Below are 22,119 nucleotides of genomic sequence, written 5' to 3'. Positions count from 1 at the left end.
CGATATGTTTCTCTTCACGAGTAGTAATTCAATTAGTTATTCAAGTTCATTAGTAAATGAAAGGGCCTAAAAATGACCTCCTACACAGCTCAAACTTTAGATAAACAGATTGACTCGCCTGTTATCGTTGCATTGGATTATGACAATCAGGACGCAGCGCTGGCGTTTGTCGATAAGATTGACCCACAATCCTGCCGTCTGAAAGTGGGCAAAGAAATGTTTACGCTGTATGGCCCACAATTTGTTCAGGCGTTGCATCAGCGTGGTTTTGATGTATTTTTGGATCTTAAATTTCATGATATCCCCAATACAACCGCAAGAGCGGTCGCAGCGGCGGCTGAATTGGGAGTATGGATGGTTAATGTTCACGCAAGTGGTGGCGCGAGAATGATGACCGCAGCTAAAGAAGCGTTATTGTCTTATGGTAAGGATGCCCCGTTGCTGATCGCTGTCACGGTGTTGACCAGCATGGAACAATCTGACCTGTTGGGCATTGGTATTGATGTAACTCCGGCACAGCACGCTGAACGTTTGGCATTATTGACAAAAGAATGTGGTTTAGATGGGGTGGTTTGTTCTGCCCATGAAGCACAACAATTGAAAACCGCCTGTGGACAGAAATTCCAGCTTGTTACACCGGGCATTCGTCCTGAAGGTACGGAAGTTGGCGATCAGCGTCGTATCATGACACCACCTCAGGCAGTTCAGGCGGGGGTTGATTATATGGTGATCGGACGTCCGATCACTCGTGCAGAAAACCCGGCACTGGCACTACAGCAGATTAATCAATCTATTGGAATTGTTCATGAATATGAATAATAACTCTCGCTTAGTTTACTCAACGGATGGCGGCCGTATCCAAGAGGAAAAAATTAAACCTGTTCGCCCGAAAGGTGATGGCATTGTACGTATTCAGCGCCAAACGAGTGGTCGCAAAGGCAAAGGTGTTTGTATTATCACGGGCATTGATGCGGATGACCAAACACTAGCTAAGTTGGCAGCCGAATTGAAGAAAAAATGTGGTTGCGGGGGTTCCGTTAAAGACGGTGAAATAGAAATACAGGGCGATAAACGTGACTTACTGAAACAATTGCTGGAAGCAAAAGGGATGAAGGTGAAACTGGCGGGAGGTTAAGCATTTAGCGTCTCTGTTTTGAGTCACAATACGTGCTGATACCGCCATAAATTTGCTATTACAAAACTGCCGCCCTCTGTGATGATGGGCGGCAGTTTGTTTTAATATAGAAATAACCTGTAAGGTTAGCCGATAGGACGGGCAACGATGTTACGTGTCTCTATTCTGACCTCTTCAATACGGACATTGATGATGTCATTCAAACGGTAAGCAGTTTCACCTTTAATCAATACCGAGCCTGTTTCCTGGCTACATTGCAGCTCATCACGAACAGCATGCAAAAATGGCCCGGGAACAAATGCGACGGCACCATTATCAACCAGACGGACACGCATGCCGCCACGGGTAATATCGATAATTTCTGCCGGGAATGTTTTGTCTGTGCCTGCATGAGGGTGAAGGAAGCGAGCATAGAGCCAATCACCAACATCGCGTTCTGCCAGGCGATTTGCCCGACGGCGATCGGTTAATTGCAGACAAATTTCTTCAGTCGGTTTTTCAGCGTCAGTTTGCTGGATAATCGCTTTCAACAAACGATGGTTGATAATATCGCTGTATTTACGGATAGGGGATGTCCAAGTCGCGTAAGCATCAAAACCTAACCCAAAATGTGGACCAGGCTCAGTTTTGATTTCTGCAAAAGTTTGGAAACGGCGGATGCGGCTATCCAGGAATTGTGTTGGTTGTTTATCCAAGTCCCGGCGTAATTCACAGAATCCGTCTAATTCCAATAACGCTTCAGCATTCACATCAATGCCATGTTCTTTCAGGACTTCAACAACCTGTTCAATATGAGAAGAGTCAAAGCCTGTATGGACATTATAAATACCAAAGCTTAATTTATCGCGCATCACCTTGGCAGCACACAAGTTTGCTGTGATCATGGCTTCTTCAACAATACGGTTGGCTGAGCGTCGTTGTTCAATAACGATATCAACAACATTGCCACCTTCATCAAGAATAAACCGATAGTCCGGGCGCTCTTTGAAAACTAACGCGTGTTGATGACGCCAGTTATTGCGGCGGTCGCACATCTCTTTTAAAAGCGTGATTTGTGTTTTGACTGCTTCTGATTCTGGAACCCAACCATCCTGGCCTTCTAACCAGTCTGAAACTTCGTCATAAACCAGCTTGAATTTTGATTCAACCCATGCAGCGAAAAATTGAATGTCATCGCCCAATTGACCATCTTCCAGAATAGAAACCTGACAAACCAGGGCAGGGCGGCGGACATTCGGGCGCAGGGAACATAAATCATCTGACAGCTCACGAGGGAGCATGGGGATATTGAAACCCGGCAGATAGTTGGTGAAGCTACGCTGATAAGCAATCTTATCCAGTTCGCTGTCAGCTTTGATATAAGCGGTCGGATCAGCAATAGCAATAGAAAGTTTCAGGCTACCATCATCATTTTGGGCAATGTGCAGGGCATCATCCATATCTTCAGTTGTTGCGCTGTCGATAGTGACAAAATCAAGGGCAGTAAGATCGAGGCGTTCAATGGATTCATCGTCTAACTGACAATCTGTCATGGTTGGTGCTTCACGCTCCAGACTATGGCGTGTCAGTGTTACCCACCAAGGAGCGTAGTGGTCGTCGCCTTGAGTGATATAGCCAGTGACTTCGGCATGAAACCCACGATCGCCTTTCAGTGGATGCCGGCGCATTTCAGCAACCGCCCAATCACCATTTTCAAAATTATGGGTAACTTGGTTTGTCGGGCGGCAAGGGATGGAATCTTTCAATAATGGGTGGTCAGGAATAATCCAGAGTCGGTTGTCATTTTCTTTCTTTTGGATCCTGCCTACAAAGCGGGTCAGAAATGGTTCAACCAAAGTTTCTGGTTCGGCAATCTCTTTTTCTTTATCGGTGTGGATAGCAGCGGTAATTCGGTCCCCGTGCATGACCTTTTTCATGTGGGGAGGCGGAATAAAATAGCTTTTTTGGCCATCGACTTCTAAAAATCCAAAGCCTTTCTCAGTTCCTTTGACTAAACCCTCTACGCGTGTGGTTTGAGCGTGAAGTTGCTGTTTTAGCTGCGCAAGCAGCGGATTATTTTGAAACATAATATCTGGAGAGTATGGAGTTATTATCGATAATTTTGGACAACAGTTTTACGCGAATCGACGGTATGGAGCAAGTAACATCTTATGAAAACACGAAAAACCGTGGAAAAAGGTCAACAATTATACAGTTTATAACAGGAGAAAAGAAAGAGGATTTTTTAAGGGGGTGGTTAGTCGTTAGTGATTGTTCTACGTATACTCTGTGTACGATCTCGTTTCTGTACACAGTCTGTATTCACATTGCCTGTAATAATAAATGCCTACTGGAATAAGTTTTTAATTGTAGAGTATTGGGATCTATTTTCTTGTTTAAAAACTAAAAGGCGATTTGGAAACATTATTTTTTTATTTCAGAATTTAATAATGCCTGATTATTAACTGCTTTTATCATCCAACGGGGAGAATAATATGGGAAGACAGGTTGGTTTTATTGTCAAGAAATTCTAAATAGCTAATCAATAAAAGAGTATTTTAGATTTATTTTTGGAAATACGATAAATTTAATAATGTAAATATTTTGTTAAAAATCATTGGCGCCATGTTAATAAATATTGTTTTTCGGGGTGAGGTTTTCATGTAGTTTTCAGGTTAGCCAGTGATTGTGTAATTTAAATGGCAGGTTTGTTAAAGTAAAGCCTTAATAACATCTTAAATATAATAAATTCTATTAAATAATTCCATTCTTAAAATTTAAATGAGATTGCATCCCGCATATTTCTAAGGAAGCAGACATGGATTCTTTTCAATTTTATTACCAGTGGGAATTGGATTATCTGCGGCAACTTGAAAAACTAACTGCCGAAGAAAAACCTCATTTAGCAGAAAATCTTAATGGATACGATCCTGATATTGAAAGACTAAATCAAGGTTTTGCTGTTTTAATAGCTCGCTTGCATCAGAAAGTTGATGATGCTTTTCCTGAAATTACACTACCTTTACTACAGCGGTTAAACGCTCTGCCTATCAAGGGTATTCCAGCAACGAGTGTTGTTCAATTTAATAATATGGAAGGGTTTGATCTCACTTGTATATTGCCACGGGGATCAGAAATTTCATCCAATACCGGTGTAACGTTTGTCACAAGCAGGAAATGTCACATTGAACCTTTGATATTGGTGGCACGGAAAATCACTTATCAGGCAGAAACCAGCAATATTACGCTCACTTTCCAGTATACAGGCAAGGATGATTATTGGCCTATTTGCTCGATTAGTTTATTCCTCAGCCCTGATGAAACAGTGGCAGATACGTTGATGCTCGCTCTGTGTCGCAGCTTCCGGGGCGCAGAACTGCATCACAACGAATTGAAATATCCAGCCGAACCACTTTGGTTTGAACCTTTGTCCGGGGCTTCTCGCTTGATTTTGTCGCCCCCCATCTCGGTAGCGGGCAATTGGGCTCCGCAAATGCTGATGGAATCGCTTTACCTGCCTCATGTTCACCACTTTTTGACCTTATCCTTGCCGACAGCCATGTGTGATCGGTTACCCATGACGGAAAACCGGCAATTCAGCGTGACATTGAAACTCAATGAAGTATTGCCCTTATCCGAAGCGCAACTGGCTAACGCTTTCCATCTCCATTGTGTACCCGTGGTGAATCTTGAACGTGAATCGAAGATAACACTTTCTTTTGCACCAGACACTGCCCGTTATCCACTGCCTTTGCCATCAGGGCAAGGGATTCTGCACTTGGTTAACCTCCAGCTAAAAGATGAACCGGGTAAAGAACGCGGCAAACGTTGCCAGTTTTACCCTATGAACCAATTTACGCATTTTTTTCGCGGCGCTGATGAAGAAACCTGGTTCTATGAATTGGATATTACCCGTGATGCTTTGGGAAGGTTGGAATATGCGCTGACGTTTTATGACAGCCATGCCAGACCGATGGAGCAGCCGCCAGAGCAGGAATTCACCTGTCATTTTGTGACATTCAATACTGACTTACCCGAACTGGCAGTGGGGGATATTTGTTTGGCGGATGAGGATATTCCTGATGGTTTGCAAATCAAAAACTTGACACCCACTTCTTCCAGCTATCCTCCCGTGACAGAGAGTTCACGATACTGGAGAGTCTTGTCACATCATGCCGCGAATGGTTTCTGGCTGAATTCGGTATCTGCACTCAAACAACTGCTGCTGGATTACGATTTTTACGCTGATTTTGATCGTAATACCCACCGCAATATACAGCGAATAACGACAGGTATTGTAGAAATTCAATCCACCCCCGGTGACTGGCTTATCCTTGGTATTCCTCACCGTTGTGTGCATGTTGAGCTGACACTGGATGAATCCGCTTACACCAATCAGGGGGAACTATTCCGGTTCGCCAATGCCTTGTACCAGTTTTTACCGTTCTGTCTTACCGAAGATATGCGCATACGCATGACCGTCATCGGGCAGGTTTCCAATATCCGATGGCTTTTATCACCTTGTCCGCTGCAAGGATATCGTCCAATTATGTGAGGAGACGCAAATGGATGGGCTAGTGTTTACTTGTCAGATAGGTGCTTTACCCGGCACCACTTTTCAGGTGGTAAATTTCAGCCTACAGGAAGGGCTGTCACAGCTTTATCATCTGTCATTGAATGTAGTCAGTCCCCTTAACAATGTGGTACTCAATGATCAATTGGGAACCTATGCTTCCCTCACCGTGACCCGCAATGGCAAGGTAGAACGTACTGTTAAAGGTATTGTGGCAGGGGCTGCGCAGGGCAATAGCGACGGACGACAAACTTACTATACCTTTACCGTCCGACCGGAAATGTGGCGGATGACTCTGCATCAGGACAGCCGCCTGTTTCAGCGCCAGTCTGTGCCGGATATTCTCAAACAATTGCTGAAAGAGCATCGTGTTAAGTCAGATAGCAAATTTTATGAAGACAGCAACCTCCATCCGGTACGGGAATACACCACTCAAAAGCGTGAATCTGCCTATGATTTCTGGTGCCGTCTGGCGGCGGAAGAAGGAATTGCTTTCTGGTTTGAAGAAGAACAACTCTTTTTCAGTGATTCCCATTTGGGCATGACCGCAGATCTTAATCTGACTTACAACGTTCAGCCCAATACCGATGATAAAGATACTACTGCCTGGCAATGGGAATACGGGGAATATCTCTATCCAGATGAGTATATCCACAAAGATTACAACTACCTGCGTCCTTCTCAGCCCTTGCAGACTCAGGCCACTTTGCCCCAAGGCGGGCGCCATACGGTATTTGAAAGTTATGGGCGTTTCCCGTGGAGTAAAGAAGGCAAACCATTAGGTGAAGTACGCCTTAATCAACTCAACAGCGAAAGTAAACTGGGTTCGGCTCACACCAACTGTATCCAGTTGCGCCCCGGTAAAATCTTCATCCTGAAATCACACCCCATTGCGGCCATGAATGATCGTTGGCAGGTGATTACCGTTAATCACTATGGTTCACAGCCACAAGCGGCGGGTATTGCCGGTGAAGGCACAACGTTGACCAACAGTGTCACTTTTATTCCGGGGAAAGAGGATTGGCGGCCACCGTATCGTTATAAGCCATTGGCTGATGGTGATGAATTAGCGACGGTTGTCGGGCCGCCGGGGGAAGAAATTTTTGTTAATGAGCATGGCGCCATTAAGGTGCATTTCCACTGGAACCGTCATGATGAAGCGGGGGATGGTTCCTCTTGTTGGGTACGTGTCGCACAAGGCTGGAACGGTAATGGTTTTGGCTTTATGGCAATACCCCGTATCGGTCAGGAAGTCATAGTCTCTTACCTTAACGGGGATATTGATCGCCCGATCGTGACAGGCTGTAACTACAACGGCCGCAACCGACCGCCCCTTAATTTACCTGCCGAGAAAACCCGTACTACCTTCAAAACTCACACCCATAAAGGTGAAGGGTTCAACGAACTGCGGTTTGAAGATGCCAAAGGCAGTGAAGAAGTGTTTATTCATGCCCAGAAGGATATGAATACCAAAGTGTTAAATAACCGTACCACGCAGGTGCAGGGTAATCACACCGAAACGATTGACGGTAATCAGGCCGTTATTGTGAAAAAAAATAAACAGGAAGTTGTGCAACAGACCAGTACCGAAGTGGTCGGGATGGCCAAGACCCTGACAGTGGGACAGGCTTATACCATTACCGTTGGTGCCAGTATGAATACCACGGTTTCCATGAGTCAAAATGAATCGGTTGGTATGCAGAAGAAGGTGTCTGTGGGACAAACCCTGTCTATTTCGGCAGGTAAGGTCATTGAACTGAAATGCGGTAACAGCACATTGCGCATGGACAGCAGCGGTAAAATTACCATCAAAGGGAAAACGTTTCTGTTTGATGCCAGCGGCCCTGTACAAATCCACGGCAAAGACATTGATTTGAACTAAGGAGACAGGACGGTGGAATTCAAAAATCTCACTCCTTTTTCGGTGATGAATTACCGGATGCTGGATACAGAAGATCAGGAATACGATGTTGTTGCCATGAAAGTGGGTTATCAGTTACTGCCTGCGGCAAAAGGGGAATATCTGGCTGAACTGCTGCCGGTGATGGATTTGTGTGTGCAGGATCAATACCGGGGAGGTCTGAACATCTCGCAGGTATTGCAGGAAAGTGATCTGGCACCGTTTAAGCCCAAATGTGACGTGATCGTCAACGGTACGGCTTATGCGCCGGAAGGCAAGCCTTGTCCCTCTTTTCCTATTCGCCTGTCAGTAACGGATGCCAATGGCGAAACTTTGCTGGATAAGACATTGAATATCTCCGGTGAGCGAGAATTTTTCCGCATGGAGAATGGACAATGGAAGTTCTCTGATCCCAAACCTTTTGACCGCTTACCGCTTGATTATCGCTATGCCTTTGGCGGGGGATGCCGGATTGAAGCCGAGGATGATAAAGCGGCGAAGGCATTAACAGAGGAAGATAAACTTTCTCCTGAACAGCGCAGCCAGCACCCTGATGGCGAAAAAGCACCTTTGGCTCATGTGGTTTGGGAATATAACCCCATCGGCACGGGATTTGTTTTGCCGTGGTATGCAAGGGCAAAAGATCTGCCTCGTTATCCGGCACCGCGTATTACCCATCCCAATGCACCGGTAACTGCACAGCATTTTGCCGCGATGCTGTCAGGCCATCTTTCAGCAACAGAAATTGCCAGCCAGCCACAGGGTATGGGGATTATCGGCCGGGCATGGTTACCACGGCGAACACTGGCCGGAACCTATGACCAAACGTGGCTGGATCAACGCCATCCCTATCTGCCACAGGATTTTGATTTCGGTTACTGGAACGGTGCGCCACAAGATCAGCAAATTGACTGGCCCTCGACCGATATTTCACTGCAATTGACCAACTTGACACCGGATGGCTCCTTACAAACCCAATTGCCGGGGCACCGTCCTTTTATCCTGTTCCGCATGGAGGATGGTGCTCTTTTTCCGGTTCTGATGAATCTCGATACCCTGATTATTGACACCGATGCAATGACACTAGAGCTGACTTTCCGTCTGCATTTTAGCATTGACTTACCCATCAGAGTCACAGAAGCCCGGTTTGAAATAAATCCGAAAGCCCCTTTAATCACATTTGCACCTGAACAGGAGCCGCATCATGGCGGATAACTATATTGCCCGTAAAGATACCCAATGGTTGATTATCAGTCTGGTTCCCGATGTATGTAAAACCCCAATGGGGCCTGCTACACCACCGATTCCTTATCCTGTTATTGCCAAACTGGGAGACTCTTCCGCACCGGTCACATCGGTACGGGCAAATGGACAGCCAGTGGTGGTATTTGGGCAAAGTTTTGTGCCGCAGACATTGGGAGATGAAGCGGGTACGGCGATGGGGGTTAAAAGCGGTACGGTGGGGGGGAAGTGCCACCCAGAAGAGCATACTCAAACGGTGCGTGCGGGCGGTAAATTGACATTGCGCCACGGGGATAAATTTTGGATGAATGGGACATAAGGGAGGAAATATGGCAAAAGGAGCAAAGAACGATAGCCCAACAGGTACAGGGAATACGAAAGGGACAATCGTTGGTCAGCCAAAGCGGGCAAAAAGGAGTCCGAAGGAGGCTAATCCTCCAGTTAAGCCTGAGACTAAAAAAGAAGAGCAAGGGTTTTTCAGCCGGCTCTGGGAAGGCGTTAAAGAAGGGGGTCATGACGGCTGGGAATGGGTAAAGGATAGAGCTGATGCACTTAAAGAAGTTGTGAGTGGAAATATAAACGATATCTTTACAATATCACAACATCCTGAGGATGCACTCAATGGAATTGTTAAGTACTTTAGTGGCGAGAAGCCAACCTCTTCTGGTGAGATAGCAGGAGCTCACTATATACAAACTCTTATTGGTATAGGAAAAGGTTTCGGGAAAGGATCTGCCAATACACTGCTTGATATATTGAGTTTTGGGCCTTCTATTATGGGAGCAGAATACAGTTGGTTGGGAAACAAACTTGGTTGGAGTGGGATGTCTGCCTTTGGCCAATGGATGACAGAAGTAAAAAATTTACTCGAGTCTCATCGTTTTGAGCTAAATACTCCAGCAGAAAAAATTGGTGATCTTGGAACTTGGTTTGTTGGTGTGGGAGAAGTTAAAGGAGCGATTAAAGGAGCAACTAAAGGAGTCTCGGCTTTAGCGAAAGCAGGTGAAAAGTTTTTTGCCAGTGAAGCAAAAGTAGTGGCATCCAAAATCGAAGCCAAGACTGCAACTAAGACAGAAGAAGCATTAACAAAAACACCCAAAAGAGAGCAATCAGGTATCAAAATTGAAGGAAAAAGCGAGAAAAGTGAATCAACTAAGCCTAAAAAATCCAAAGAAAGTAAAAAAGATCAAGCCAAACAATCTGATCAAGACCCCCCTTCTAAGTGCGAAGGTGGTAGTTGTGGAAAAGGCGAACCTGTCGATATCACCTCTGGCGATTACCTGCAAACATTCTCAGTTATTGCCATCCCCGGCCTGTTACCTATTACCTTAAGCCGAACTTATCGTTCTACCGCCTGCTTGCGTGGATTATTAGGGCAAAAATGGGCCGATGATTGGTCACGACAATTAGTGGTAGATGGTGAAAAAGTCCATTTTACCGATGCCGATGGACAGATTTATGATTTTTCAACACCGGAAAATCAGGTTCTGGCACGTAACCGCCATCTTTTGCATTGTTTGCTGACAGGAGAGCTTGATGGTGAGCTGAGTCTGGTTAACAGGCAGAGTCAGCAAACATTCCATTTTAACCATATTGTGGGTAACAGGCGTCGGTTGTCCGCTATCACTGATCGCCATCAGAATCATATTCAGTTTATCTATAACGACCAGCATCAGTTGATTGAAGTTGTACGCAACGACGGTTTCCGATTAACCCTTCATTATCAAAACCATCAGCTTTATACAGTGGATTACCACTTTCAGCAGATACGGCAGCGTCTGGTCACTTGCCATTATGACCAATACGGCTATCTGGCTGAATGTGACGCCTTTCAGCAAAACCATCTGTGGCATGAATACACCGCGCAAGGATTTATGACCCGCTGGCATGACACAGATAAGACGGATTTTTATATTCACTACGATGAACGTGGCCGGGTAGTTTCCACTCATTCCTCCGAAGGTTATTGGTCTGATCGTTTTATCTATGACGATGAGGCTCGTGTTACCACTTATCTTGATGCAGAAGGGGGGAAAACCCTTTCCTATTACAATCAGAATAATCAGGTGATCCGTGAGGTTGATCCGTTAGGGCGTGAAACGCGGACTCAGTGGCGTTACAACCAGAAGGTTTGGGAAATTGATCCACTGGGAGGCTATACCACCTTTGACTACAACAACGATGGTGCATTGACCGAAATTGTGCTGCCAACGGGGGAGGCTTTTTACTATGACTATGATGAATATGGTCAAATGGTTGAAGCAACTTTACCGACAGGCGATATCTGGCAATTCCATCATGATCAGCAAGGCAATCTAACCGCTGTCACCAACCCACAAGGGTATAAAGAAGAGTATCAGTACGGTATTCATGGCGAATTACGGCAGCATCTGTTGCCGGATGGTCGGCAATGGCACTATGCCTATGACGAGCATCAGCGGCTTGCCGCGGTTATGACACCTGATGGTCAAACAACCGGTTTGGAACTGGATGAACTGGGGCGTCTGCGCCGTACTACGGATGCACTTAAGCAGGAAACCCGTTACCGCTATAGTTCTGTTCATGCCAGTCTCGATAATGGCAGCCTGACAGAAGTTGAATTGCCGGATGGCGTTACCCAGCATATGGAGTATGACAGTGAGCGGCGTATTATCGCTGTGACCGATGGGGAAGGCCGCACTACCCGCTATAGTTATGGTGCTTTTGACCTGCTGACTCACATTACCCGCCCGGATGGTACGACTTTACACTTCGGTTATGATCGACTCACTCGTTTTTGCTCTGTTACGGCTTCGACAGGTGAAACCTATCGCTATGAGCGGGATGCTGCTGGTCAGATTATCCGTGAAATCGACTTTACCGGTCGCATCATTGACTATCAGTATGACGCGTTGGGACGTCGCATTCAGGCTGGTTACCCTGATAATCACCAGTTACGCTGGCACTACTCTTCGGCAGGTTTGTTGACCCGACAAGAAACCTGGTATCAGGAGAAAGATAAGCACGAACTGAAATCGACAACCACTTATGAATATAACGCCCGTCGCCAGCTTATCAGGGCAGCAAATGATGATGCGGTGGTGGAATATGAATATGATGCGGTTGGCTTGCCCATTTGTGAGCGCATCAATGGGCGTGAAATCACTCGTGAGTGGAATAGCCTGACCGGGCAATTGACTGCTGAAACCATCGGTGATCATGCCCTGCACTTTGGTTATAACGTGATGGGCGCTGTTAACCATTTTCAGTTTAACCAACATACGCCACTGACCTTGAGCCATGATGCTTTAGGGCGGGAAATTGTACGGGAAAGTGCGGAAGGGTTTATTCTTGCCAGCCGATATACCTCAACGGGGTTGTTGGCGCATCAATCCGCTGGACGAGCCACTGCACTATTTCGCGAAACTTTGGCGCAAAATGATCCCCATTTTCCACCACAAGCTACTGCGGTTAACCGTAGCTGGCAATATGACCGGGCATACAGTGTCAGAATGATCGATGACGGTATTTGGGGACAGACCCGTTACCGCTATAACCAAAATGACCAAATTGTCAGCGCAGAATTCAATGGCCGATTGCCCTATGAAGAACAGTTTCGTTATGACGCCAATGGCAACCTGAGTCAACAAGTGCTGGTGGATGCACGGGGAGCCATTGAACAGATAGAACAACGTCAACAGGCAGGGCGGGTAATTAAGCGCGGTAACATTTCCTATCGCTATGACGACAATGGGCGGCAGATAGAAAAAACAGAACACAGAGATGGTTTCCGCCCACAGGTATGGCGTTATCGCTGGGATACGCAAAATCAATTAACTCATTGTGAGACACCAGATGGTTCACGTTGGCATTATCGCTATGACCCTTTTGGACGACGTATCCACAAACTGAAAGTGCACGATGGTAAATTGGCAGCAGCTAATCTGCAACAATGGCTGGACGGCAAACCAGATTTAACGGCAAAACCCGATACCATTATGGGGTATGACTATCTGTGGAGTGGTGACCAGTTGGTTGAAGAAGTTCCACTTTATGCAGATGGTACACCCGCCTATGAACTCAGTATTTTCTGGTTGTATCAACCGGGAGTATTAACTCCTTCTGCCCGCTATGAAAAAGGCAAACTGCATTATATCGTCAGTGATCATCAGGGAACGCCACGGGAAATACTCAGTGAAGCCGGTAAGTTGGTATGGGCAAGCCGACTGACAACTTGGGGCAAAGCTGAACGAATGCCATTATTGGCTGCAAATGATGAAGATTATCATGTTAGCTGTAATTTGCGTTTTGCCGGGCAGTATGAAGATAAGGAAAGCGGGCTATATTATAATCGGTTCAGGTATTATGATTGTGATGCTGGACAGTATTTGACGCAGGACCCGATAGGATTACTAGGAGGAATGAACCCATACGGGTATGTACATAATCCAGTAAGATGGATTGATCCATTTGGTTTAGTTCCTTGCATTAATGGTAATCATGTATACAAAGGTGATAAGGGTGGTGGCTTTCATTATCGTGAGAATGGTATTGATCCTCCAAATGCTAAAGTAGTGGATACTCCAGAATCTATTGTTAGAGATAGTAATGGCGTATATAAAGCAAATGTTGAGATAAAGGGTCAAGATGGGGCTCCTTTACTTAAAGAATCAACATTTTTTCCTGATAATTGGAGAGAAGGACAAGTTACGCAGGCAATAATACAATCGTTTCAAAATTCGGGGCATTCAACAACTGAAGCAGGACGTTGGGTTGGAAAATATAGTAATACAAACATTACAATGGGAAAACTTGTTAATAACATGGAAATTAGAGGTTACTTTAAGCCAAGTAATAAAGGTGGTATAATAACAACAGCATTTCCTGTGTTTCAATAAACCCTGTTTCTAAATTTGTGTAATTACCTGTTTTTGATATGGTTAATCTCCCACAGGTGTGTTAAGGTGAAAGATTAACCAAATATAGTTTATTATTCCGTCTTATCCCTAAACTCACACAAATCTTCAATAATACAAGATCCACAACGAGGTTTACGGGCAATACAGGTATAACGCCCGTGCAAAATCAGCCAATGGTGGCAATCCACCTTGAATTCATCGGGCACCACTTTCAATAGGTTCTTTTCCACCTCATCCACATTTTTTCCCGGTGCAAATTTCGTCCGGTTACTAACACGAAAAATATGGGTATCAACGGCAATTGTCGGCCAGCCAAACGCGGTGTTTAATACAACATTAGCCGTTTTTCGCCCCACCCCCGGTAACGCTTCCAGCGCTGCGCGATCTTCCGGTACTTCACCCTGATGCTTTTCCAGCAAAATCCGACAGGTTTTAATCACATTTTCCGCTTTGGTGTTATATAACCCGATGGTTTTTATATACTCTTTCAAACCATCAACCCCCAAATCAAGGATTGTCTTTGGAGTATTGGCAATGGGGTATAACTTTGCCGTTGCCTTATTCACACTCACATCTGTCGCCTGTGCAGACAGTAAAACGGAGATCAGCAATTCAAAAGGCGAATTGAAAACCAATTCAGTTGTTGGATGCGGATTGTTATCCCGTAAGCGGGTGAGGATTTCGATCCGTTTTTGTTGATTCATATCTGATTACACCCTCAGCTTCTTGTGATATGGCTTCCGCAGCCTGTTTCTACATTGTTTTTTTCTATATAGCATTGGCGTTCTTTATTTTCTGAACGATTTTTCAGGCGTTCATCAATGATATATTTTCCTGCCAGCATCAAACCTAATCCAATAAATGCGCCGGGTGGCAGGATGGCAAGCAGAAAAGGGGAATCCATATGGAGAATTTCAATCCGCAGTGATTTCGCCCAACTGCCCAGCAGCAAATCCGCACCATCAAACAGGGTGCCATTACCCAGAATTTCACGTATCGCTCCTAGTACGAACAGGGCAAAGGTTGCACCAAAGCCCATCGCAAGGCCATCGATCATTGAATGGTAGATTGAATTCTTTGAGGCGTAGGCTTCCGCACGGCCAATGACAATGCAGTTTGTCACAATCAAAGGGATAAAAATCCCCAATGATTCATATAACCCGAAGGCAAAGGCATTGATGAGCATCTGAACTGCACTGACGACAGAGGCAATGATCATCACGTAAATTGGGATACGGATTTCATGGGGAACCCAACGGCGCAAAGCGGATACGGCAATGTTGGTGCTCAATAAAACCAGTGTAGTGGCTAAACCTAATCCCAACGCATTGGTTGCGGTAGAGGAAACGGCCAATAAAGGGCAAAGCCCTAAAAGTTGCACTAATGCGGAGTTGTTTCTCCATAGCCCCTGAATAAATAGGTTTTTGGTTTCACTCATGATTATTCCTCTCCACAGGTTGGAAGCGAAGAAAGTTGTGCAGGAACCGTCTCCAGATAAAGGGCTGTCCGTTTAACGGCGCTGACGACAGCACGCGGGGTAATGGTTGCGCCGGTAAATTGATCAAATTCCCCACCGTCTTTTTTAACCGCCCAATTGTGATCGCCTTTTGACATCACTTTTTTGCCAGAGAATACCTCTATCCAATCGGAAATCCGGGTATCAATCTTATCGCCCAAACCCGGTGTTTCATGGTGTTCAGTCACCCGAACTCCTAATACTTTGCCGGAAAAATCAGCGCCGACCAGTAACTGAATCGCTCCTGAATAGCCATCAGGTGCGGTACTTTCCAGTGCTGCTGCAACCGGAGTGCCATTTTTACGGGCGAGATAAAGGTGATGAGGTTGGGAGTTACCCAGTGCCTTGTCTACCACCAAATAGCATTCATCCTGCATTTTATTGTCATATAAAGCAGGGGGGACAATCTGATCCAGTAATACCTTGTGTTGTAACGCTGCTTGTTCTGCAATCCGGTCTTTTGTTAATGAATAAACAATCGCGGTTAAGCCTGTTGTGCAGGCGGCGAAGATTGCAAGGATCACACCGTGACGTCGCATCGTTTCTAACATAGCAATCTCCCTATTTATGACCATAAGCACGAGGTTGTGTGTAATGGTCAATCAGCGGCACACAAATATTTGCCAGCAATACGGCAAATGCCACGGCATCTGGATAACCACCATAAACGCGAATCACCCAAATCAGCACCCCAATGATAGCACCGTAAATCAAGCGGCCTTTTGGCGTTGTTGATGCACTGACCGGGTCGGTTGCAATAAAGAAAGCCCCTAACATGGTTGCGCCGGAAAGGAGTTGTAATAACGGTGGTGAATAGCGAGTGGGATCAATAAGCCAACTCAGTAATGCACAGGCACCTAATGACAAAATAAATGCAGTCGGGATCTGCCAACTGATGACTTTTCGGTTAAGCATAATCAACCCACCGATCAGATAAGCAATATTGACCCATTGCCAACCAATACCTGCCAAAGCACCCTGCAATATCGGTTGTTGTAATACTTCATTAATATCGTGAGTCAGCCTACCGGTTTTAAAGCTGTCCAGCGGTGTTGCCTGACTCAGCCCATCAATACCTTGTTGTAGCTGTAGCAGGGTAGAACCATCCGGTGTATGCCCAGTGAAGATGACCATCAGGCTATCCCAAGGGGTTAAGGTGAATGCTTGTAACGATGCTGGTGGCATCCAACTGGTCATTTGTACCGGAAATGAGATAAGCAGGACGACATAGCCCACCATGGCAGGGTTAAATGGATTTTGCCCAAGCCCACCATACAAATGTTTGGCAATGATGATGGCAAAAAATGTGCCGAGAACGATCAGCCACCAAGGCGCCAGTGGCGGTAAGCTAATTCCCAAAAGTAACCCTGTCACTAAAGCCGAGTTATCTTTGAGATAAGGCATGACCCACTGTTTTTTTAAAGCAATAGCAGCGGATTCTGCTAACAATGCGGTAATGACTGCTAATAGGACTTGGAATAAAGTGCCATAGCCAAAGAAGTAGGTTTGTACAGCAATACCGGGAGTGGCAGCTAAAACCACCCAAAGCATAATCTGGCTGGTACTTTTTTGATTGTGTGTAAAAGGCGAACTTGCGACTTTTAGCTGGTTATTGTCAGTGTTTACTGGCCTGAATTTCATTGATAAATGTCACTATTCTGTTGGAACTTCTTGTTTTTCTTGGGCTGCTTTTTTGGCTTTAACACGAGCAATTGCAGCCGCAACAGCGGCTTTACGTGGATCGGTTTCTTCCGGTTCAGCGTTAACGGCCGGTTGTATAGCCGATTCAGCCTGATTTTGTTCTGCTTTCTTGGCCTTAACACGGGCAATTGCAGCAGCGACAGCAGCTTTACGCGGATCAATTTCTTCTGGTTCAGCGTTAACGGCCAGTTGTGCAGCCGGTTCAGGCTGGTCTTGTGCCACTTTTTTGGCTTTAGCGCGGGCAATCGCAGCGGCGACAGCAGCTTTGCGCGGATCGACTTCTTCCGGTTCAGCGTTAACGGCCGGTTGTACAGCCGATTCAGGCTGGTTTTGTGCGGCTTTTTTGGCTTTAGCACGGGCAATCGCAGCCGCAACAGCGGCTTTGCGCGGATCTTGTTTATCTTCCCCGCTATTTTGTGATTCGTTTAATGACGTTGTCACCTCTTCGCTGATTTGTGCGGATTTTTTCGCTTTTGCTCTGGCGATTGCAGCGGCGAGGGCTGCTTTACGGGGATCGTCACTTTCCGTTGTTACCGTGACTTCTGTATCTGAACTTGAAGTTACCTGTTTTTCTGCCTGACGAGCACGTAATTGTTCTTTTCTGGCTTTACGTGCGGCAATGACCGCTGTATTGTCCGGTAATTGTCCTGCTTGTATCGTGATCGATTCGCCTGCATTGTTTTGCTTTTCTTTCACGCGAGCAAGTGCGGTTTCGATAGCGTTTTTATCATTACTGGTTATTTGTACAGCTGCTTTCTTATGGCGTTCTTCACGCGCCAATTTTTCTCGCTCCATACGTACTTGTTTGGCTTCGAAACGAATTTTAGCTTCAGCAGAACGGCGTGTTTCTGCGTCTATAGCCCGTATTTCCGCTTTTTCCTGTCGGTAATATTGGACGAGGGGAATATTGCTTGGGCACACATAAGCACAAGCACCACATTCGATACAGTCAAATAAATGGTGGTTTTTAGCTTTTTCATGTTCTTGCCCACGGCTGAACCAATAGAGTTGTTGTGGCAGTAATCCGGCCGGGCATGCTTCTACACATAAGCCACAGCGAATGCAAGCTTCTTCAATCTCTTTGGGTTCCATTTCTTGCGTTGAAGGAGCAAGAATGCAGTTACTGATTTTGACAATCGGCACATTCAGGTCAGGTAAGGTAAAGCCCATCAATGGCCCACCCATAATGACCATTTGTTCTGTTTTAGGTTTGAATCCAACTTGTTGCAGCAAAAACTGAACCGGCGTGCCAAGGCGTGCCCAGAAGTTACCCGGGGAAGTGACGGCTTCTCCTGTCAGGGTTACGATGCGTTCAATAAGAGGTTCTCCGTCAATGATAGCGCGCTTAATCGCCATCACTGTACCGACGTTTTGCATGAGAACACCGATATCAGAAGAACGCCCGCCGGATGGAACTTCTTTACCTGTCAGGATCTTGGTAAGTTGTTTGGCTCCACCCGAAGGATATTTCGTTGGAATCACCCGTACAATAATAGACTTATCACCATTGAGCGCTTTGTTCAGGGCATCAATCGCTTCGGGTTTATTATCTTCAATACCGATCAACACCTGTTTTGGGTTGAGCAGGTGCATCAAGATACGGATACCTTCGATAACTTCTTGCGCATGCTCCTGCATCAAACGGTCATCAGCAGTAATATAGGGTTCACACTCTGCGGCATTGATAATCAACGTGTTGAGATTGTATTTCCCGCCCCTAAGTTTTATCGCTGTCGGGAAGCCGGCTCCACCTAAACCCGCAATGCCCGCTTGCTGGATGCGTTGTAATAATTCATCGGCATTAAGTTTTGTATAATCAGGAGATTGGATTCGCTCGCACCATTGGTCTTCGCCGTCAGAACGCAACCGGACACACAATTCTTTCAGCCCGGAAGGATGTGCTGTAACGCAAGGTTCGATGGCTGTAATCGTCCCTGAGGTAGAGGCATGGACAGGAACGGTTCGGCCTGTACCGATAGTCAATGGTTGGCCTTTCAGAACCTTATCACCCACCTTAACCAGTAATTCACCTTCCGGCCCTAAATGCTGTTGCAGGGGAATGATGAATTCATCCGGCAGGGGAGCATAGCGCAATGGTGTACGGCTGGATTGCAGTTTCATTTCCGGTGGATGAATGCCCCCGTCAAAATCCCATATTTTGTTCTTGTTAAGCCAGTTGAGTAGATTAAACATTGCTTTTAACCTCAACAGGCTTAACCGGAGAGAACACAGTAAGTTCAGGTGTCACAGGAATGTTTTTTACCGGAATGGTGTTTAAATCCCATTTCCAATTTGAGGTGGTAGTTGCTACAGGGATCATCGTGATGCAATCAGTTGGACAAGGTGCGACACACAGGTCGCAGCCTGTGCAGAGATCTTCAACAACAGTGTGCATGGCGCGGTTTGCACCAATAATGGCATCAACCGGACATGCCTGAATACATTTGGTGCAGCCTATGCAATTCTCTTCATCAATAAAAGCCACTTTTCTGGCTGGGTTTTGTACGCTTTCATCGCCATCCAGCGGTTGGGGATCGACACCCAGTAATTCGGATATTTTGAGCATCACTTGCTCTCCACCGGGCGCACATTTGTTGATCATCTCACCGTTATTGGCAACGGCTTCTGCATAAGGGCGACAGCCGGGATAGCTACATTGCCCGCATTGACTCTGTGGTAACAGATTATCGATTTTCTCAACAATCGGATCTTCTTCTACTTTAAAGCGACGGGCAGCAAAGCCGAGAATTAAGCCAAAGCTTAAGCCGAGCATACTTAATACGCCGATAGCAAGCCATAATGACATCATCAGAATTTCACCAAACCACTAAAGCCCATAAATGCGAGGGACATTAATCCCGCAGTAATAAGCCCTATCGATGAACCACGAAAAGGGGCAGGAATATTGGCAACAGCCAAACGTTCACGAATGGCGGCAAACAGTACCATGACAAGGGAAAAACCCGCAGCGGCACTAAAACCATATACGGCAGACTGAAGAAAACCGTGGGATTGATTGACGTTCAGCAGGGCGACACCGAGTACAGCACAGTTAGTTGTAATCAGTGGCAGGAAGATCCCTAAGAGCCGGTACAGTGTCGGGCTGGTTTTACGGACGACCAATTCCGTAAATTGAACAACAACCGCAATGACAAGAATAAAACTTAATGTACGTAAATAAACCAAATCAAGCGGTACAAGAATTAGGGTATTTATCAGCCATGAGCAGATAGAGGCCAACGTCAGAACAAATGTTGTTGCTAACCCCATACCAATGGCGGTTTCGAGTTTTTTGGATACGCCCATAAAAGGACATAGCCCCAGGAATTTTACTAAAACAAAGTTATTGACCAAAACTGTGCCAATGAATAACAAGAGGTATTCAGTCATTGCTATACCTGAAAATAATATGCTGGAAAATATACAGTTTGAATAGAAATTCCTCACCTGACGGTGAGGTAAGTAGGGGCAATAATAACAATCAATTGTGGGGTATGTTATCGATCTTGTGTGAAAGTCATTTTTACGCGATAAGAGCGTTTAATATAAGGAACAAAAACAGCGGCAGCCAGTAATGTCCATAATAAGGATCGTACTGCCATCTCATCAGTAATGGGGGAAAAGGCGAAGGTTTTTATGGCAATCAAAACAGAAACCATAAGCCAAATAATAAAAATACGTGGGAAGCGTTTTGAGCGAATAAAAAGTAATCTCAAAACCCAAACAGTAAAACACCACATTATTGCTGAGGTTAATACGGAGATATACCACATAGTGGTAAAGCTACTATCAAGTTGATGGATGGCTTCATTTTTATGGATAAACATCATGGCATATAACAATAGAATAAAGCTGGCGGCGATTAATGTCATGATTAAGTAAGCAGCAGGTGCTAATAACCAGCCGCTAATGCGGTAATAATCATTGGATTGATACATAAAGAAATCTTCGCTCCATAATGAGTATTTTGATATAGAGAAAAGATGGTAACACAGATATCAGGATTATTTGCTAACGTATGATAGGTGGTGCTATTTTCTGATGTCTTGTTACTGGTTTGTAGTATTGAGCGTAGTATTACTATTTTTAGAGGCAGTTATGAGTGATTTTTTAAAAGTTGGTTTGGTAGGTTATGGCTATGCAGGCAAGACCTTCCATGCACCATTGATTGCGGGAACCCCTAATGTCCAACTGGTGGCCATCTCAAGTAGCGATGCAGAGAAAGTCAAAAAAGACTGGCCAACGGTATCAGTGACTTCCTCTCCTGAAACCCTGTTCAGTGATCCGAATATTGATCTTATTGTTATCCCAACACCCAATGATACTCACTATCCACTAGCACAAAAAGCTCTGGCGGCAGGTAAGCATGTTGTCGTTGATAAGCCTTTTACTATTACAGTGGAACAGGCAGAATCTCTGAAAAAACAAGCAGAAGAAGCTAATTTATTGTTATCTGTATTTCATAATCGTCGCTGGGATTCAGGTTTTTTGACAGTGAAGTCGCTGATTAAAGAAAATAAATTAGGAGCTCTGAAATATTATGAAGCCCATTTTGACCGTTACCGTCCTGCTGTTCGTCAACGCTGGCGTGAAGCTGCCGGTGCGGGGAGTGGGATTTGGTATGATTTAGCCCCGCATTTATTGGATCAGGCCGTTCAACTATTCGGCAAGCCAAAAGCGATGACTGTGGATTTAGGCATGATACGTCCGAATGCAGAGACAGCGGATTATTTTCATGCACAGCTCACTTATCCTGATTTAAAAGTCGTGCTACATGCAACCATGCTTGCAGCAACAGAATCGCCTATTTTTACATTGCACGGTATGGCTGGAAGTTACACCAAATATGGTTTGGATCCACAAGAAGAACGCTTGAAAGCAGGTGAAAGACCCCCTCGGGCGGATTGGGGTTATGATGCACGTGATGGTTCGGTGACGTTGTCACAAGGTGAGGACTTAATTACGCAAGTGATACCCACTTTACCCGGCCATTATGGTACTTATTATGCCGCTATTCGTGATGCTATTTTGTTTGGTAAGCCTAACCCAGTGACTGCCAGTGAAGCCATTTTGATCATGAAGCTTATTGAAGCAGGTGAAAAATCAGCAAAAGAGCAACGCACAATTCTGATTGATTGATCAAGCCGTGGACGGTAAGGCAAAGGGAGCTATTTT

At 45.4% G+C, this 22,119-nt stretch carries 17 protein-coding genes; 8 read left to right on the top strand and 9 right to left on the bottom strand.

Annotated elements, in window-relative coordinates; translation table 11 throughout:
• Positions 1–72: 72 nt before the first annotated feature.
• Positions 73–819 carry an orotidine-5'-phosphate decarboxylase gene (gene pyrF / locus Xmir_RS13755; protein WP_099114789.1) on the top strand — a complete coding sequence of 249 codons (747 nt, stop codon included), beginning with the start codon at positions 73–75 and terminating at the stop codon, positions 817–819.
• Positions 812–1,135: a stress response translation initiation inhibitor YciH gene (gene yciH, locus Xmir_RS13750; protein WP_099114859.1), complete on the top strand. Its 324-nt coding sequence runs from the start codon at positions 812–814 to the stop codon at positions 1,133–1,135. Before pyrF ends, yciH begins: the two co-directional genes overlap by 8 nt.
• Before the next feature lie 125 nt (positions 1,136–1,260).
• Here the strand turns inward: yciH and Xmir_RS13745 are convergent, their stop codons facing one another.
• Positions 1,261–3,201, bottom strand: coding sequence for an exoribonuclease II (locus tag Xmir_RS13745; RefSeq protein ID WP_099114788.1), 1,941 nt, complete (start codon positions 3,199–3,201; stop codon positions 1,261–1,263).
• A gap of 731 nt (positions 3,202–3,932) precedes the next feature.
• Here Xmir_RS13745 and Xmir_RS13740 point away from each other — a divergent pair.
• The 5 genes from Xmir_RS13740 to Xmir_RS13720 are packed head-to-tail and all read left to right on the top strand — an operon-like array spanning position 3,933 to position 13,706.
• Complete coding sequence (locus Xmir_RS13740) at positions 3,933–5,669, top strand: type VI secretion system baseplate subunit TssF (protein WP_099114787.1); 1,737 nt, start codon at positions 3,933–3,935, stop codon at positions 5,667–5,669.
• Positions 5,670–5,679: 10 nt separating this feature from the next.
• Positions 5,680–7,569, top strand: coding sequence for a type VI secretion system tip protein TssI/VgrG (gene tssI, locus Xmir_RS13735; protein WP_099114786.1), 1,890 nt, complete (start codon positions 5,680–5,682; stop codon positions 7,567–7,569).
• Between the two features lie 12 nt (positions 7,570–7,581).
• Positions 7,582–8,802: a DUF2169 family type VI secretion system accessory protein gene (locus tag Xmir_RS13730; protein WP_099114785.1), complete on the top strand. Its 1,221-nt coding sequence runs from the start codon at positions 7,582–7,584 to the stop codon at positions 8,800–8,802.
• Entirely contained in the window at positions 8,792–9,148 is a 357-nt protein-coding gene (locus tag Xmir_RS13725) for a DUF4150 domain-containing protein (protein WP_099114784.1), read from the top strand. The genes Xmir_RS13730 and Xmir_RS13725 overlap by 11 nt, the downstream gene beginning before the upstream one ends.
• A 10-nt stretch (positions 9,149–9,158) precedes the next feature.
• A complete protein-coding gene (locus Xmir_RS13720) occupies positions 9,159–13,706 on the top strand; it encodes an RHS repeat-associated core domain-containing protein (protein ID WP_244170933.1) in 4,548 nt (1,515 codons plus the stop codon).
• 92 nt (positions 13,707–13,798) lie between these two features.
• Here the strand turns inward: Xmir_RS13720 and nth are convergent, their stop codons facing one another.
• The 8 genes from nth to Xmir_RS13680 all read right to left on the bottom strand — a co-directional run bounded on the left by nth (position 13,799) and on the right by Xmir_RS13680 (position 20,882).
• A complete protein-coding gene (gene nth, locus Xmir_RS13715; RefSeq protein WP_099114782.1) occupies positions 13,799–14,431 on the bottom strand; it encodes an endonuclease III in 633 nt (210 codons plus the stop codon).
• A 14-nt stretch (positions 14,432–14,445) separates the two neighbouring features.
• Positions 14,446–15,165: an electron transport complex subunit E gene (locus Xmir_RS13710; RefSeq protein ID WP_099114781.1), complete on the bottom strand. Its 720-nt coding sequence runs from the start codon at positions 15,163–15,165 to the stop codon at positions 14,446–14,448.
• A gap of 2 nt (positions 15,166–15,167) precedes the next feature.
• Positions 15,168–15,794, bottom strand: coding sequence for an electron transport complex subunit RsxG (rsxG, locus tag Xmir_RS13705; RefSeq protein ID WP_099114780.1), 627 nt, complete (start codon positions 15,792–15,794; stop codon positions 15,168–15,170).
• Positions 15,795–15,804: 10 nt separating this feature from the next.
• Positions 15,805–16,884, bottom strand: a complete 1,080-nt coding sequence (rsxD, locus tag Xmir_RS13700; protein ID WP_099114779.1) for an electron transport complex subunit RsxD — start codon at positions 16,882–16,884, stop codon at positions 15,805–15,807.
• Positions 16,885–16,896: 12 nt separating this feature from the next.
• Positions 16,897–19,137: an electron transport complex subunit RsxC gene (gene rsxC, locus Xmir_RS13695; RefSeq protein WP_099114778.1), complete on the bottom strand. Its 2,241-nt coding sequence runs from the start codon at positions 19,135–19,137 to the stop codon at positions 16,897–16,899.
• A complete protein-coding gene (gene rsxB / locus Xmir_RS13690) occupies positions 19,130–19,753 on the bottom strand; it encodes an electron transport complex subunit RsxB (protein ID WP_099114777.1) in 624 nt (207 codons plus the stop codon). Before rsxB ends, rsxC begins: the two co-directional genes overlap by 8 nt.
• Positions 19,753–20,334, bottom strand: a complete 582-nt coding sequence (rsxA, locus tag Xmir_RS13685; RefSeq protein ID WP_047962684.1) for an electron transport complex subunit RsxA — start codon at positions 20,332–20,334, stop codon at positions 19,753–19,755. The genes rsxB and rsxA overlap by 1 nt, the downstream gene beginning before the upstream one ends.
• A gap of 107 nt (positions 20,335–20,441) precedes the next feature.
• Positions 20,442–20,882 carry a DUF2569 domain-containing protein gene (locus Xmir_RS13680; protein ID WP_099114776.1) on the bottom strand — a complete coding sequence of 147 codons (441 nt, stop codon included), beginning with the start codon at positions 20,880–20,882 and terminating at the stop codon, positions 20,442–20,444.
• Between the two features lie 160 nt (positions 20,883–21,042).
• On the opposite strand from Xmir_RS13680, the gene Xmir_RS13675 reads away from it, so the two are divergent.
• On the top strand, positions 21,043–22,083 hold the full coding sequence (locus Xmir_RS13675) for an oxidoreductase (protein WP_099114775.1): 1,041 nt from the start codon (positions 21,043–21,045) through the stop codon (positions 22,081–22,083).
• Positions 22,084–22,119: the final 36 nt, after the last annotated feature.

It is taken from the genome of Xenorhabdus miraniensis (assembly GCF_002632615.1).
The sequence above is the reverse complement of the archived record's forward strand: the minus strand, read 5'-3'. Positions and strand labels throughout refer to the sequence as shown.

What these genes read in the sequence shown, in the direction of transcription:
- pyrF (WP_099114789.1), top strand. Translation starts at nt 73, where the DNA reads ATGACCTCCTACACAGCTCAAACTTTAGATAAACAGATTGACTCGCCT.
- yciH (WP_099114859.1), top strand. Translation starts at nt 812, where the DNA reads ATGAATAATAACTCTCGCTTAGTTTACTCAACGGATGGCGGCCGTATC.
- Xmir_RS13745 (WP_099114788.1), bottom strand. Translation starts at nt 3,201, where the DNA reads ATGTTTCAAAATAATCCGCTGCTTGCGCAGCTAAAACAGCAACTTCAC.
- Xmir_RS13740 (WP_099114787.1), top strand. Translation starts at nt 3,933, where the DNA reads ATGGATTCTTTTCAATTTTATTACCAGTGGGAATTGGATTATCTGCGG.
- tssI (WP_099114786.1), top strand. Translation starts at nt 5,680, where the DNA reads ATGGATGGGCTAGTGTTTACTTGTCAGATAGGTGCTTTACCCGGCACC.
- Xmir_RS13725 (WP_099114784.1), top strand. Translation starts at nt 8,792, where the DNA reads ATGGCGGATAACTATATTGCCCGTAAAGATACCCAATGGTTGATTATC.
- Xmir_RS13720 (WP_244170933.1), top strand. Translation starts at nt 9,159, where the DNA reads ATGGCAAAAGGAGCAAAGAACGATAGCCCAACAGGTACAGGGAATACG.
- nth (WP_099114782.1), bottom strand. Translation starts at nt 14,431, where the DNA reads ATGAATCAACAAAAACGGATCGAAATCCTCACCCGCTTACGGGATAAC.
- Xmir_RS13710 (WP_099114781.1), bottom strand. Translation starts at nt 15,165, where the DNA reads ATGAGTGAAACCAAAAACCTATTTATTCAGGGGCTATGGAGAAACAAC.
- rsxG (WP_099114780.1), bottom strand. Translation starts at nt 15,794, where the DNA reads ATGTTAGAAACGATGCGACGTCACGGTGTGATCCTTGCAATCTTCGCC.
- rsxD (WP_099114779.1), bottom strand. Translation starts at nt 16,884, where the DNA reads ATGAAATTCAGGCCAGTAAACACTGACAATAACCAGCTAAAAGTCGCA.
- rsxC (WP_099114778.1), bottom strand. Translation starts at nt 19,137, where the DNA reads ATGTTTAATCTACTCAACTGGCTTAACAAGAACAAAATATGGGATTTT.
- rsxB (WP_099114777.1), bottom strand. Translation starts at nt 19,753, where the DNA reads ATGATGTCATTATGGCTTGCTATCGGCGTATTAAGTATGCTCGGCTTA.
- rsxA (WP_047962684.1), bottom strand. Translation starts at nt 20,334, where the DNA reads ATGACTGAATACCTCTTGTTATTCATTGGCACAGTTTTGGTCAATAAC.
- Xmir_RS13680 (WP_099114776.1), bottom strand. Translation starts at nt 20,882, where the DNA reads ATGTATCAATCCAATGATTATTACCGCATTAGCGGCTGGTTATTAGCA.
- Xmir_RS13675 (WP_099114775.1), top strand. Translation starts at nt 21,043, where the DNA reads ATGAGTGATTTTTTAAAAGTTGGTTTGGTAGGTTATGGCTATGCAGGC.